Origin of the sequence: Sphingomonas sp., from assembly GCF_019746015.1 — a bacterium.
Classification (GTDB): Bacteria; Pseudomonadota; Alphaproteobacteria; order Sphingomonadales; family Sphingomonadaceae; genus Sphingomonas.
Map to the genome: position 1 here is coordinate 13,692 of NZ_JAIESM010000069.1, position 13,866 is coordinate 27,557.

The 13,866-nt window shown below is 68.5% G+C and carries 14 protein-coding genes and 1 tRNA gene; 10 read left to right on the forward strand and 5 right to left on the reverse strand.

What is annotated here, in order from left to right; genetic code table 11:
• The 4 genes from hisD (at window position 1) to K2Y03_RS09995 (ending at window position 4,948) form a co-directional block, all read left to right on the forward strand.
• The gene (hisD, locus tag K2Y03_RS09980) at window positions 1–1,293 is read left to right on the forward strand and encodes a histidinol dehydrogenase (RefSeq protein ID WP_294090471.1); all 1,293 of its coding nucleotides are present in this window, start codon (window positions 1–3) and stop codon (window positions 1,291–1,293) included.
• A gap of 13 nt (window positions 1,294–1,306) precedes the next feature.
• Window positions 1,307–1,762 (forward strand): transcription antitermination factor NusB, encoded by a 456-nt coding sequence (gene nusB / locus K2Y03_RS09985; RefSeq protein ID WP_294090472.1) that lies wholly within the window; start codon window positions 1,307–1,309, stop codon window positions 1,760–1,762.
• Between the two features lie 54 nt (window positions 1,763–1,816).
• Complete coding sequence (gene thiL, locus K2Y03_RS09990; RefSeq protein WP_294090473.1) at window positions 1,817–2,716, forward strand: thiamine-phosphate kinase; 900 nt, start codon at window positions 1,817–1,819, stop codon at window positions 2,714–2,716.
• A gap of 87 nt (window positions 2,717–2,803) precedes the next feature.
• Entirely contained in the window at window positions 2,804–4,948 is a 2,145-nt protein-coding gene (locus K2Y03_RS09995) for a sodium-translocating pyrophosphatase (protein WP_294090474.1), read from the forward strand.
• Between the two features lie 173 nt (window positions 4,949–5,121).
• Here the strand turns inward: K2Y03_RS09995 and K2Y03_RS10000 are convergent.
• From K2Y03_RS10000 to K2Y03_RS10010, 3 genes are all read right to left on the reverse strand, one after another.
• A tRNA-Pro gene (locus tag K2Y03_RS10000) sits at window positions 5,122–5,198 on the reverse strand.
• Window positions 5,199–5,257: 59 nt separating this feature from the next.
• The gene (locus K2Y03_RS10005; RefSeq protein ID WP_294090475.1) at window positions 5,258–5,680 is read right to left on the reverse strand and encodes a PaaI family thioesterase; all 423 of its coding nucleotides are present in this window, start codon (window positions 5,678–5,680) and stop codon (window positions 5,258–5,260) included.
• On the reverse strand, window positions 5,673–5,984 hold the full coding sequence (locus K2Y03_RS10010) for a putative quinol monooxygenase (protein WP_294090476.1): 312 nt from the start codon (window positions 5,982–5,984) through the stop codon (window positions 5,673–5,675). Before K2Y03_RS10010 ends, K2Y03_RS10005 begins: the two co-directional genes overlap by 8 nt.
• A gap of 106 nt (window positions 5,985–6,090) precedes the next feature.
• Here K2Y03_RS10010 and yajC point away from each other — a divergent pair, with 106 nt between their 5' ends.
• From yajC to K2Y03_RS10035, 5 genes are all read left to right on the forward strand, one after another.
• Window positions 6,091–6,429: a preprotein translocase subunit YajC gene (yajC, locus tag K2Y03_RS10015; RefSeq protein ID WP_294090477.1), complete on the forward strand. Its 339-nt coding sequence runs from the start codon at window positions 6,091–6,093 to the stop codon at window positions 6,427–6,429.
• 4 nt (window positions 6,430–6,433) lie between these two features.
• Window positions 6,434–8,023, forward strand: a complete 1,590-nt coding sequence (gene secD, locus K2Y03_RS10020) for a protein translocase subunit SecD (protein WP_294090478.1) — start codon at window positions 6,434–6,436, stop codon at window positions 8,021–8,023.
• A gap of 13 nt (window positions 8,024–8,036) precedes the next feature.
• Window positions 8,037–9,002: a protein translocase subunit SecF gene (gene secF / locus K2Y03_RS10025; protein ID WP_294090479.1), complete on the forward strand. Its 966-nt coding sequence runs from the start codon at window positions 8,037–8,039 to the stop codon at window positions 9,000–9,002.
• Complete coding sequence (locus tag K2Y03_RS10030; RefSeq protein WP_294090480.1) at window positions 8,999–9,370, forward strand: MTH938/NDUFAF3 family protein; 372 nt, start codon at window positions 8,999–9,001, stop codon at window positions 9,368–9,370. Before secF ends, K2Y03_RS10030 begins: the two co-directional genes overlap by 4 nt.
• A 160-nt stretch (window positions 9,371–9,530) precedes the next feature.
• Window positions 9,531–10,697 (forward strand): DUF3089 domain-containing protein, encoded by a 1,167-nt coding sequence (locus K2Y03_RS10035; protein WP_294090481.1) that lies wholly within the window; start codon window positions 9,531–9,533, stop codon window positions 10,695–10,697.
• A gap of 114 nt (window positions 10,698–10,811) precedes the next feature.
• Here K2Y03_RS10035 and K2Y03_RS10040 read toward each other — a convergent pair whose 3' ends face one another.
• On the reverse strand, window positions 10,812–11,972 hold the full coding sequence (locus K2Y03_RS10040; protein ID WP_294090482.1) for a glycosyltransferase: 1,161 nt from the start codon (window positions 11,970–11,972) through the stop codon (window positions 10,812–10,814).
• A gap of 37 nt (window positions 11,973–12,009) precedes the next feature.
• A complete protein-coding gene (locus tag K2Y03_RS10045) occupies window positions 12,010–12,831 on the reverse strand; it encodes a class I mannose-6-phosphate isomerase (protein WP_294090483.1) in 822 nt (273 codons plus the stop codon).
• Between the two features lie 97 nt (window positions 12,832–12,928).
• Here K2Y03_RS10045 and K2Y03_RS10050 point away from each other — a divergent pair, with 97 nt between their 5' ends.
• Window positions 12,929–13,726 (forward strand): outer membrane protein assembly factor BamD, encoded by a 798-nt coding sequence (locus K2Y03_RS10050; protein WP_294090485.1) that lies wholly within the window; start codon window positions 12,929–12,931, stop codon window positions 13,724–13,726.
• The last annotated feature ends 140 nt before the right edge of the window (window positions 13,727–13,866 follow it).

Here is a 13,866-nt window from a genome sequence, read left to right on the forward strand (position 1 = left end):
ATGATCCGGTTATCGACGCTTTCGCCCGGCTTTGCTGCTGAATTCGACGCACTCGTCAATGCGCGGCGCGAAGCCGATGCCGATGTCGCGCGCGACGTGGCGGCGATCATCGCGCGGGTGCGCGCCGAGGGCGATGCCGCCGTCGCCGCGCTGACGGCGCGCTTTGACGGGCATGATCTGGACGCGGGCGGCTGGACGATCGACCTGGCTGATTGCCGCGCCGCCTATGCCGCGCTTGCCCCCGCGCTGCGCGACGCGCTCGATCTGGCGGCGGCGCGCATCCGCACCTATCACGCGCAGCAGCGCCCGGCCGATAGCGACGCGACCGACGCTGCGGGCGTCCGCCTGGGCGCGCGCTGGCGGCCGGTGGCGGCGGCCGGCGTGTATGTGCCGGGCGGGCGCGCGGCCTATCCCAGCTCCGTGCTGATGAACGCCATTCCGGCCAAGGTGGCGGGCGTCGAGCGGCTGGTGATGGTGACGCCCACACCGCAGGGCGTGGTCAATCCGCTGGTGCTGGCGGCCGCGCATGTTGCCGGGGTGGACGAGATCTGGCGCGTGGGCGGGGCGCAGGCAGTGGCGGCGCTCGCCTATGGCACCGGCCGGATCGCGCCGGTCGATGTCGTCACCGGCCCCGGCAATGCCTGGGTGGCGGAGGCCAAGCGCCAGCTTTACGGCGTGGTCGGCATCGACATGGTCGCCGGGCCGAGCGAGATCGTGGTCGTGGCCGATGGCGCGAACGATCCCGACTGGATCGCCGCCGACCTGCTCAGCCAGTCCGAACATGACCCGACCAGCCAGTCGATCCTGTTCACCGACGATGCGGGCTTTGCCGAGCGCGTGGCCGCTGCGGTGGCGGCGCAGCTGACGACGCTTGCCACCGAAGCCGTGGCGCGCGCGGCGTGGGACGCGAACGGCGCGATCATTCTGGTGCGCGACCTGGCCGAGGCGATGCCGCTGGTGGATCGCCTCGCCGCCGAGCATCTTGAACTGGCGGTGGAAAATCCGCAGGCGCTGTTTGATCAGGTCCGCCATGCTGGCTCTGTGTTCCTGGGCCGCCACACCCCCGAAGCGGTGGGCGATTATGTTGCGGGCCCCAACCATGTGCTGCCCACCGGCCGCCGCGCGCGCTTTGCCAGCGGGCTGTCGGTGCTCGATTTCATGAAGCGCACCAGCTTTCTTCAGCTCGATAACGCCTCGCTCGCCGCGATCGGCCCCGCCGCCGTCGCGCTGGCCGAGGCCGAGGGGCTTCCCGCCCATGCCCGGTCGGTCGCGATCCGGCTCGCCCAAGCATGACAGGAATTTCGTGATGACCCGCCCCGCCCCCCGCACCCAGGCACGCGCCGCCGCGCGGCTTGCCGCCGTTCAGGCGCTCTATCAGCATGAGATGGAGGGCACCGCGATTGCCGCGCTGCTCCACGAATTCCACCAGCATCGCCTCGGTGCGGTGATCGAGGATGCCGAATATGCCGAGGCCGATGTCGATTTCTTCGACGATGTGGTGAAGGGCGCGCTGGCCCGGCGCGACGAGATCGACGCGCTGATCGCCGCGAAGCTCGCGGCCGGGTGGAGCCTGGAGCGGCTCGACCGGCCGATGCGCCAGATTCTGCGCGCCGGCGCCTATGAACTGATCGCGCGCGCCGATGTGCCGATGGGCGCGGTCATCACCGAATATGTCGACGTCGCCCACGCCTTTTACGACAAGCGCGAGGCCGGCTTCGTCAACGGCCTGCTCGACGCCATCGGCAAGGGCGTGCGCGGCTGACGGCGCGGACTGAAGGCCAAGACAGGCGCGTCGCGCCGCGCTACCACGGCGGGCATGGACGAAGCCGATTTCCTCGCCGCGCTGCGGGCGCTGCCGCTGCATCCGGGTGCGCTGGGTCTGGCGGACGATGCCGCGCGGCTGGGCGACCTCATCCTCACCACCGACACAGTGGCGGAGGGAGTGCATTTCCTCTCCAGCGATCCGGCGGGCGATGTCGCGTGGAAGCTGGTGGCGGTGAACCTGTCCGATCTGGCGGCGAAGGGCGCGGCGTCCGAAGGCGTGCTGCTCAATTATCCGCTGGGCGATGCCGGGTGGGACCGCGCCTTTCTGGCCGGGCTGGGCGAGGTGCTGCGGGCGTTCGATTGCCCGCTGATCGGCGGCGACACGGTCAGCCTGCCCGCCGGTGCCCCGCGCGTGCTGACCATCACCGCGATCGGCCGGGCCGCGCAGGCGCCGGGGCGGGCGGGCGCGCAGGCGGGGGACGTGCTTTATGTGACCGGCAATATTGGTGACGCAGGCGCGGGGCTTGGCATCGCGCGCGGGGCGCCCGGCCCGGCCGAGCTGCTCGCCGCCTATCGCCGCCCGGTGCCGCGGCTGGCCGAGGGCGCGGCACTTGCCCCGCGCGTCCATGCGATGATGGACGTGTCGGACGGGCTGCTGATCGACGCCGCGCGGATGGCGGCCGCCTCTGGCCTGGCGGTGACGGTCGCGCTCGATGCGGTGCCGCTGTCGGCGGCCTATCGCGACTTTGCCGGGGCGGACCGTGCGGCACGGCTGGCGGCGGTGACGGCGGGGGATGATTATCAGCTGTTGTTCGCCGCCGCGCCCGATGCCGTGCTGCCGGTGCCGGCCACCCCGGTCGGCCGGTTTGCACCCGGCGCCGGGCTGTCGATCACCGATCAGGGCGCGCCAGTGGCGCTCCCCGCGCGGCTGGGATTTGAACATCGCGGTTGAGGCCGCTTGCATCCCGCCCGCTCCCGCGTCTACGCTGCCGGCATAGAACGAAAAGTCCCGCAAACGGGCATGACAGGGGATCAGGGGATGCAGATCGTTTATGCGGCCATGCTGTGTGGCTTGCTGGCCGTGCTTTATGGGTTCGTCACCAGCCGACAGGTGCTGTCGGCGTCGCCCGGCAATGAAAAGATGCAGGACATTGCCGCCGCCATTCAGGAAGGCGCGCAGGCCTATCTCGGCCGGCAATATCGCACCATCGCGATTGTCGGCGTGGCGGTGGCGGCAGTGCTCGCGGTCACGCTCGGCTGGATTTCGACGGTCGGCTTCGTCATCGGCGCGGTGCTGTCAGGCGTCGCCGGCTATGTCGGCATGAACATCTCAGTGCGCGCCAATGTGCGCACGGCGGAGGCGGCGCGGACCTCGCTCCAGGGCGGGTTGACGCTGGCGTTCCGTTCGGGCGCGATCACCGGCATGCTGGTGGCGGGGCTGGGGCTGCTCTCGATCGCCGTGTTCTACTGGTATCTGGTCGATGTTGCCGGCCACCGGGTGAGCGACACCAGCGACCGCACCATCGTGGAGGCGCTGACCGCGCTCGCCTTCGGCGCGTCGCTCATCTCGATCTTCGCGCGTCTGGGCGGCGGCATCTTCACCAAGGCGGCCGATGTCGGCGCCGATCTGGTCGGCAAGGTCGAAGCGGGCATTCCCGAGGATGACCCCCGCAACCCGGCGGTGATTGCCGACAATGTGGGCGACAATGTCGGCGACTGCGCCGGCATGGCCGCCGACCTGTTCGAAACCTATGTGGTGACGCTGGGCGTGACGATGATCTCGGTCGCGCTGCTGCTGGCCAAGGCGGACAAGCTGCAGGCGCTGATGGCGCTGCCGCTGATCGTGGGCGGGGTGTGCATCGTCACCTCGATCATCGGCACCTATTTCGTGCGACTGGGCAGCAACGGCTCGATCATGGGCGCGCTCTATCGCGGTTTCTGGACGGCGACCCTGCTGTCGGTGCCGCTGATCTATGGCGCCACCCGCTATGCGCTGGGCGACATGAGCGCCCCCGTCGGCGGCAACAGCTTCCTGTCGGGCGGCACGCCTGAATTCGTCGCCGGGCAGGCGGGCAATTTCAGCGGCAACGCGCTGTTTGCCTGCATGATGATCGGCCTGGTGGTGACGGGTGCGATGGTATGGATCACCGAATATTATACCGGCACCAATTTCCGCCCGGTGCGCAGCATCGCCAAGGCATCCGAAACCGGCCATGGCACCAACGTCATCCAGGGGCTGGCGATCAGCCTGGAATCGACCGCGCTGCCGACGCTGGTGATCGTGGTCGCGGTGGTCGCCGCCTATCAGCTGGCCGGCATCATCGGCATTGCCTTTGCCGCCACCGCCATGCTGGCCCAGGCGGGGATGGTCGTGGCGCTCGACGCTTACGGCCCGGTCACCGACAATGCCGGCGGCATCGCCGAAATGGCGGGCCTGCCCGATGATGTGCGCCACAAGACCGACGCACTCGACGCGGTGGGCAACACCACCAAGGCCGTGACCAAGGGCTATGCCATCGGCTCGGCGGCGCTTGCCGCACTGGTGCTGTTCGGCGCCTATACGACGGACCTGGCCGCCTATTTCCCGGCGCTGCACGTCGATTTCTCACTGTCCAACCCCTATGTGATCGTGGGGCTGCTGCTCGGCGCGCTGCTCCCCTATCTGTTCGGGGCGATGGGGATGACCGCGGTCGGCCGCGCGGCGGGCGCGGTGGTGGAGGAAGTGCGCGACCAGTTCCGCAACAATCCCGGCATCATGGCGGGCACCAGCCGGCCCGATTATGCCCGCACCGTCGACCTGGTGACGAAGGCGGCGATCCGCGAGATGATCATCCCCAGCCTGTTGCCGGTGCTGAGCCCGATCGCGGTCTATTTCATCATCTATGGCGTGGCCGGGCAGGAAAACGGCTTTGCGGCGCTGGGCGCCATGCTGCTCGGCGTGATCGTGTCCGGGCTGTTCGTCGCCATTTCGATGACCAGCGGCGGCGGCGCGTGGGACAATGCCAAGAAATATATCGAAGACGGCCACCATGGCGGCAAGGGGAGCGAGGCGCACAAGGCGGCCGTGACCGGTGACACCGTGGGCGACCCGTACAAGGACACCGCCGGCCCGGCGGTGAACCCGATGATCAAGATCACCAATATCGTGGCGCTGCTGCTGCTCGCGGCGCTCGCCGTTCACTGAGCGGTGCCCGGGCCACCCTCCGCCGGGAGGGTGGCATGGGATTACGTTTGAGCGTTGGTGAAACGGTTGCCGCACCGGCCCGCTCGCCCATCCGAGCCTCCCATAGAATAATGCCGTTGGGAGGCGGGACGGGGGAGCGGGCTGGAGCCGTCGTGTCTTGGCACGAAAAAAATTGGTCGGGACGACAGGATTCGAACCTGCGACCCCCACACCCCCAGTGTGATGCGCTACCAGGCTGCGCTACGTCCCGACCGAGGCGCAGGGGCATAGGTCGCAAGGGCGGCCGATGCAACCCCCTCTTGTCCGGCCCTATCCCTTCGCCGGCACGCTGAACACGGCGGTGGCGCGCGCGACGGCGCGGTCGCCGGCGCGCACCTGTGCCTCGGCAAAGGCCAGGCTGCGGCCGATGCGCACCGGCCGTGCCGCCACTTCCAGCCAGTCGCCCGGCTTTGCCGCGCCCAGATAATCGACCGAGAGGTTGACCGTCACGATGCCGCCAATCGGCCCGCCCTGGCCTTCGCTCGCCAGCACACAGGCCAGCCCCATCGCATTGTCAGCCAGCGCCGCGATCAGCCCGCCATGCGCCACCGCCCGCGAATTGCAGTGCACGTCGCGCACCCACACGCCGATCAGCAGCGCGTCGCCGTCCCGCCGCGAATAAAGCGGCTCCCACGGGTCGGTCAGCGGGCTCTGCCGGAAATGCGGAGCAAAGCCGGCGGGCGGCTCAGCCACCGACGAGTGTCCGCCAGAAGCTGCCGTCCCATGCCTTCACCGACACGTCGTGCATGGTCGCGCCGGCAATCGCCTGGTTGAAGGCCTTGAGGTGCGGCGACTTGCCATGCGCGGCAAGCGCCTCTGCCGAGGCCCAGCGTTCGGAGATGATCAGCATTTCCGGGTCGGCCAGGTGGCGGGCAAAGCTGTAATGCTCGCACCCTTCCTCCTGGTTGGTGGCGGCAACGACGGCGGCGATGGCCGGGCTCAGCCGGTCGATCTCGGCAGCGGGGGCGCGGATATGGCCCATGACGATGATGGTCAATTCAATCCCTTCCGGTTGCGCGGCCGCCTTTATGGTGGTAGCGCGCGCCGCTTATAGGGCAGGGTGCGCCGCCCCCGCCAGTTGATCTTGCAACCCGAAAGAGGCCATGTTCGCTTCCCCCGCTTTTGCCCAGTCGACCGGTGCCGTCGCCCCGAGCGGCCTTGAATTTCTGGTTCAGACCGCGCCGCTCATCCTGCTGGTCGTCGCTTTCTATTTCCTGATGATCCGCCCCCAGCAGCGCCGCATGAAGCAGCTGCAGGAAGCGATAAACGCGGTGAAGAAGGGCGACGAGGTAACCACCGCCGGCGGTATTGTCGGCAAGGTGGTGAAGGCCGATGGCGCGCTGGTGGAGGTGGAGATTGCCCCCAATGTGCGGGTGAAGGTGGTGAAGGCCACCATTGCCTCCGTCGCCAGCCAGGGCGGCGCCAGGCCGGCGAACGACTGATCCCATGCTCGATTTCCCGCGCTGGAAAATCCTGTCGATCGTCCTGCCGCTGCTCGCGCTGGTGGCGCTGGCGGTGCCCAGCTTCATTCCCGAAAGCGCGACGCGCGGCTGGCCGGTGAAGCTGCCGCGCATCGCGCTGGGGCTTGATCTGGCCGGCGGCTCGCACCTGCTGCTGGAGGCGGACACCGCCGACATCGCCGCCACCCGGCTGGAGACGATGCGCGAAACGGTGATCGCCGAAATGAAGCGCGCAAAGACGCCCATCGGCATCGGCGAAATCTCGCTGGCGGGCGGGCGGCTGAGCTTCTTCGTGCGCGACGTGACCCAGCTGGATGCCGCGCGCGAGATTCTGCTGCCGCTCACCACCGGCGCGGGGCTGACCGGCCAGCGCGACTGGACGATCGAGGTGGTCGATGGCAGCCGCTTCGTGCTGACCCCCACGGCGGCCGGGCTCAGCCAGGCGATCAACCGCGCGATGGACGACGCGACCGATGTCGTGCGCCGCCGCATCGACGCGCTGGGCACGCGCGAGCCGACCATCGTGCGCCAGGGCAGCAACCGCATTCTGGTGCAGGTGCCGGGCCTGCAGGACCCCAAGGCGCTGAAGGAGCTGCTCGGCAAGACGGCGAAGCTTGAATTCAAGCTGGTCGACCTGACCGCAGACCCCGCGCAGGTGCAGCTGGGCATCGCGCCCGCCGGCAGCCAGGTGCTGCCCTATGCGGCCGGCGGCGGCGGGATTGCTGTCATCCGCCGCGCGATCCTGACCGGCGACGAGCTGATCGACGCCAAGCAGGCCTATCAGCCCGACACCAACCAGCCCAATGTCTCGCTCACCTTCAACACCAGCGGCGGCAAGAAGTTCGCGCGCGTGACGCAGGAAAATGTCGGCAAGCCCTTTGCCATCATTCTCGATGGCAAGGTGCTGTCGGCGCCCAACATCAACGAGCCGATCCTGGGCGGCAACGCCTCCATCTCGGGCGGGTTCACGGTTGAAAGCGCGACCCAGCTGGCCATCGCGCTGCGCTCGGGCAAGCTGCCGGTTACGCTGAAAGTGGTCGATGAGCGCACCGTGAGCGCGGAACTGGGCAAGGATTCGATCAACGCCGGCATCACTGCCTCCGTGATCGCGACCGTCGCCGTGATCGCGTTCATGCTCGTCACTTATGGGCGCTTCGGCGTCTATGCGAATATCGCGGTGGTGCTGAACGTGCTGGTGATTGTCGGCGTGCTGGCGGTGATCGGCGGCACGCTGACCTTGCCCGGCATTGCCGGCTTCGTGCTGACCGTCGGCACGGCGGTGGACGCGAACGTGCTGATCAACGAGCGCATCCGCGAGGAACAGCGGCGCGGGCGCGGCGTGCTCCAGTCGGTGGAGCTGGGCTATAAGGAAGCCAGCCGCACGATTTTCGAAGCGAACGTCACCCACGCGATTTCCGGGGTGATCATGCTGCTGTTGGGCTCCGGCCCGGTAAAGGGGTTTGCGGTGGTGCTGCTGATCGGCATTGCCACCTCGGTGTTCACCGCCGTGCTGTTCACCCGCATGCTGGTGGCGCTGTGGCTGAAGCGCCAGCGCCCGGCGACGCTGCATATTTAAGGGTCTGGCACCGATGCGTCTTTTGAAGCTGATCCCGGACAACACCAATATCGCGTTCGTGCGGCTGCGCTATTGGGCGTTCGCGCTGACCACGCTCTTGTCGATTGCCGCGCTCGCCAGCGTGCTGGTCTACCGGTTGAACCTGGGCGTCGATTTCGTCGGCGGGCTGATGATCGAGGAAAAATTCGCCACCGAACCCTCGCTCGACAAGCTGCGCACGGTGATCGACGATCTGAAGCTGGGCGAAGTGCGGCTGCAGCAGTTCGGCGATCCCAAGACGGTGTCGATCCGCCTGCCCGCCCCGCCCAGTGACGACAAGGATGCGGTGCAGGCGATCGTGAAGAAGGTGCAGGCAGCGATTGACGCCAACTTCACCGCCGCCAAATTTTCCAAGCAGGATGCGGTCTCCGGCAAGGTTTCGAACGAGCTGATCCTGAGCGGCGCCATTGCCGTTGTGCTGGCGGTGCTGGGCATCGGCCTGTTCGCCATTTTCCGCTTCGAATGGCAGTTCGGCGTGTCGACCGTGGTCGCCATCGTCCACGACGTGCTGATGACGCTGGGCTTTTTCGCGATCAGCCAGTGGGAGTTCGACCTGAACATCGTGGCCGCCGTGCTGACCATCATCGGCTATTCGATCAACGACAAGATCGTGATCGACGACCGCATCCGCGAAAACATGCGCCGCTATCGCAAGATGGAAATGCGCGAGATCATCGATCTGTCGGTCAACGAAACGCTGCCGCGCACGGTGATGACCTCGCTCACCATCCTGATTGCGCTCGCTGCCCTGCTGATCTGGGGCGGGCATGTGCTGCGCGGCTTTACCGCGGCGATGATCCTAGGCGTCATCGTCGGCACCTATTCGTCAATCTATGTGTCGTCGTCGCTGCTCATCACACTCGGGCTGCGGCCGGACCCGGACAAGCCCGACAAGCCAAGCGCGATTGCAGGCGCCGAACGGGTGGGCCCGCGCGCGTGAAGCTGGCGCGGGCGGGCGCCGGCGCCGGGCCGCTGATCCAGGGGTTTGCGCGCGGTGGCTTTCGCATCGACGACCGGATTTTCACCAGCCTGCTGATCTCCCCCGAACGCGTGGATGGCTGGGCACCGCCGCCCGTCGACCAGCTGGACGAGGCGGCGCTCGGCTGGCTGCTGACGCTCGATCCGGCGCCCGAATTCGTGCTGCTGGGCACGGGCGCCGCGCTCCACCACCCGCCGCGCGCGCTGGTAGCGGCGCTGGAGGCGCGCGGGATCGGCCTGGAAGCGATGGACAGCCGCGCCGCCGCCCGCGCCTGGGGTGTGCTGCGCCAGGAAGGGCGCTGGATCGCCGGGGCGTTCTATCCGCTTTAGGGTTTGTTCTGGCGGTGCCGGCCCGCTCCCCCACCCCAACCCCTCCCCTGAAGGGGAGGGGCTTGGTTGAGCGCCGCCGCAATACCCTTCTAACCGCTCGACCGGCGCGCGCGCGTCGCTATGATCGCGCCCCAGGACAATGATCCAAGGGAGGGGACACATGCTTCGTTACACGCTCGCGCTCGGCCTGATGGCGGCGAGCCCCGCGCTGGCCCAGACGGCGGCGCCCGCGCCCACCCCGGCGCCGGCACCCGATTATGCAAGCCCCGCCGCCTGGCTGTGCCTGCCCGGCCGGGCCGATGCGTGCCAGGCGAACCAGGACGCCACCGTCATCGCCGCAGACGGCACGCGCAGCGCCGAAGTCTTCAAACCGGCCGCCGATCCGAAATTCGACTGTTTCTATGTCTACCCCACCGTCTCGCTCGACGTGACGCCCAACAGCGACATGAATGCGGGGCCGGAGGAACGCGCGGTCGCGGCGTTCCAGGCGGCGCGCTTTGCCAGGCATTGCCGCGTCTTCGCCCCGCTCTATCGCCAGGTGACGATCACCGCGCTGCAGGCGATCATGGCCGGCAAGCCCGTTGCCGCCGACCGGGCGCTGGCTTTCGGCGATGTGAAGGCGGCGTGGAACCAGTATCTGAAGGACCATAATGGCGGGCGCGGCGTGGTGCTGATCGGGCACAGCCAGGGCTCGTTCATGCTGAAGCAGCTGCTCGCCGAGGAGATTGACGGCAAGCCCGCGCAGGCGCGGCTGATCTCCGCCATGCTGCTGGGTGCCAATATCGGCGTGCCGCAGGGCAAGGATCGCGGCGGCGATTTCAAAACCATCCCCCTGTGCACCCGGGCGAAGCAGACCGGCTGTGTCGTCAGCTATGTCACCTTCCGCGACACCGCGCCCCCGCCCGAAAACAGCCGCTTCGGCATCGTGCCCGAGGCGGGGTGGCAGGCGGCCTGCACCAACCCGGCGGCGCTGGGCGGCGGCAAGGCCGTCATGGATGCCTATCTGGGCGCGAAGGGCGCGGGGCTGCGCAGCGCGCCGCAAGGCCCGTGGACCAGGGACGGGGCGCCGGTGACGACCAGCTTCGTGCGCGCGCCGGGGCTGATTTCCGCCAAGTGCGTCACCCAGGGGCGGTTCAGCTATCTGGCGGTGACAGTGAACCCCAATCCCGGCGGCGCACGCACCGACACCATCGTGGGCGACGTGAACGTGCTGGGCAAGATTCTTCCCGACTGGGGCCTGCATCTGATCGACATGCCGGTGGCGATGGGCAATCTGGTCGCGCTCAGCAACGAGCAGGCCGAAGCCTGGGCCAAGGCGAAGCGTTAGGGTTTTTATTCAGCTTCGCTGAAGCGGTTCCAGCCCGCTCCCCCACCCCGCCTCCCAACGGCAGTATCATTTGGGAGGCGGGGTGGGGGAGCGGGCTGCTGCGGTCTCAATCTTTCACCCCACCAGCGCCGACAGATGCGCGTGGAGCGCGGCGGTGTTCGCCTCCCACGTAAAGCGCTCGGCGCCGCGCTTCACGGCGTCGGGCGCGGGCGGGTCGGCGAGCAGCGCGGCGATGGCGGCGGCAAAGCCCGGCGCGCTGCGCTCGGCCAGCCGGCCATAAGCGGGGTCGGTCAACACCTCGCGCGCGCCGCCGATATCGGGAATGACCACCGGCACGCCGCACGCCAGCGCCTCCACCCAGGCATTGGCCAGCCCCTCCGACGCCGACGCCAGCGCCATCACGTCGGCAGCGGGGAGCAGCGCGCCCAGCTCGGCATGCGGCACCGCGCCCATCAGCCGCACCCGGTCCGCGAGCCCTGCGCGCGCGATCCGCGCCTCGAGCGCTGCCTGATCCGGCCCGGTGCCGATGATGATCAGCTGCACGCCCGGCAGCGCCGCCACCGCGTCGATCACCAGCGCGTGCCCCTTGCGCTCGACCAGCGCACCGAGCGCAATCACGAGCGGGCCGCGCAGCCCCAGCCGTTCCCGCGCCGCCTGCCGCCCGACCTGGCCAAAGCGGCCGAAATCGACACCGGTATAATGTACCCTGATCCGCTCCGCCGGCATGCCGAGCGCGACCATGTCGTCCTTCATTGCCGCCGATACCGCGAGCAGCCCGGCCGCCGATTGCCCGGCCGTGCGCACCTGTGCCCCGGTGGCGCCCTGGCCCCACAGGTGAATGTCCGCCCCGCGCGCCTTGATCGACACCGGCACGCCGAAATGCCGGCCCAGCGCGATGGCGGCCGGCCCGTCGGGGAAGAAGAATTCGGCGTCGATCACGTCGAAGGGAAAGTCGCGGCGGATGTCGGCCAGCAGCGGTTTCAGCCGGCGGACAAGCGCACCGGCGAAGAACCGCCCGCCGGTGCCGGGCAGATTGTCAAAGCGCGGCCGCCACGTCTCCAGCCCGCGCCAGCTTTCCCGCTCGGGCAGCCCGGCCAGCGCGCGGTAGCGGGGGTGGCGGCTGACCGGCCAGGGCGGCACGCCGACGGGCGCCACCAGTTTCAGCGCGACATCGGGGTGCGCGGCCAGGCCCAAGGTCTGCCGTTCGACGAACACGCCGAAATTGGGGCGGGTCGCGTCCGGAAACAGGGTCGACAGGGTCAGCACGCGCAGCATCGGCTGCCCCTATGCCGCCAGGCGGCTTAAAATGCCCTCAAAAACGGGTGGTCCCCGGATAGGCGACCAGCAGGTCGGCGCCCGCGTCCGCCACGATCTCGCAGGCGCCCGACAGCATCAGGCATTCGCCCGCTGCCCAGGGGGTGCCGTCGGCATGGCCGCTGCCGGCGAGCGGGATCAGCCAGCCCGGCGTGCCGGCGGGCAGGTTCAGCCGCCGCGCGCCGCCTGTCCAGCGTTCGAGGACGAATTTCGGCCCCTGCGCCAGAAGCGCGCGCCCGTCCGCATCAGGCTCGGCCGGCGCGCCGGGCGCCGTGAAAGGAACCGGATCGGCGACCGCGACCCCGTCTTCGAGGTGAAGCTCGCGCGGACGGCCATAATCGTAAAGACGGTAAGTGAGATCAACATTCTGCTGAACCTCCACCAGCGTGATGCCGGCGCCGATCGCGTGCACCGTGCCGGCGGGCGAATAGAAGACGTCGCCGGCCTTGACCGGCTTCCAGTCGAGCAGGGCTTCGATCGAGCCATCGCGCGCGGCCATGGCCAGCTCGTCGCGCGTCATCGGCGCCAGCGTGCCGAGCGCGATGGTTGAATCGGGTTCGGCCGCCAGGATCACCCATGCCTCGTCCTTGCCGCGGGCATGGCCGCGCGCGCGGGCGGCCTCGTCGTCGGGGTGGACCTGAACCGACAGTTTTTCGCTGGTGAACAGATATTTGACCAGCAGATCGGGGTCGCCTTCACCCTCGAACCAGATTTCGCCGATCGGCGGCGCACCGGGCGCGGGATCGTCAAAAGCGGGCCATAGCTGCGTGCGGCCCCATGGCTTTTCGACCCGGCGGGTCGACAAAGTCTGTGCGGTCATGTCTCGATTCGCTCCCCTGTGCGGCGGGTTTAGCGCCGCTTGGCGCGCGCGGCAAAAACCATTGTTCGCGGTGCCCGGCATGGGCTAGGAAGCGGCCATGCGAAACCTTGCCCGTGCTGCCGCTGCCGTCGCGATCATCGCCCTTGCCCTGCCGCTTGCCGGGTGCAACGGCGGCGGCCGTTCAAAGGGCGACGTGCCCTATGTCGCGCGCGATGTCGGCTCGCTTTATTCGGTGGCCAAGAAGCTGCTCGACCAGGGCAATTACCTGCCCGCCGCCCAGCTGTTCGACGAGGTGGAGCGCCAGCACCCCTATTCGATCTGGGCGCGCCGTGCCCAGCTCATGAGCGCGTTCAGCTATTATCTGGACGCCAGCTATCAGAAGGCGATCGACTCCGCGCAGCGCTTCCTCGCCGTCCATCCCGGCAACCGTGACGCGCCCTATGCCTATTATCTGATCGCGCTCAGCTATTATGAGCGGATTTCGGACGTGACGCGCGACCAGAAGATCACCCAGCAGGCGCTCGATTCGCTCGGCGAGCTGACGCGGCGCTACCCCGCTTCGCGCTATGCGGCGGATGCGCGGCTGAAGATCGACCTGGTGCGCGACCATCTGGCCGGCAAGGAAATGGAGATCGGCCGCTTCTATGAGCGCCGGGGCGACTGGCTGGCCGCAAACATGCGCTTCCGCCACGTGGTGGAGAGCTTCCAGTCGACCACCCATGTGCCCGAGGCGCTGATGCGGCTCACCGAAACCTATCTGGCGCTCGGCATCCGCGAGGAAGCGCTGAAATCGGCCGCCGTGCTCGGCGCCAACTACCCGGGCACGGTGTGGTACAAGCGCGCCTATGAGCTGATGCAGAAGAACCCGGTGGCAAAGGAAGCGCCTAAGGCCTGAGGCGCCTTTGAGGCGGTTCCAGCCCGCTCCCCCACCCGGCCGCCCAACGACAGTATCCTGATGGGTGGCCGGGTGGGGGAGCGGGCTGGTGCGGCCACAATCACCACTCCCCGGGTGGGGGAGCGGGCTGGTACCGCCCA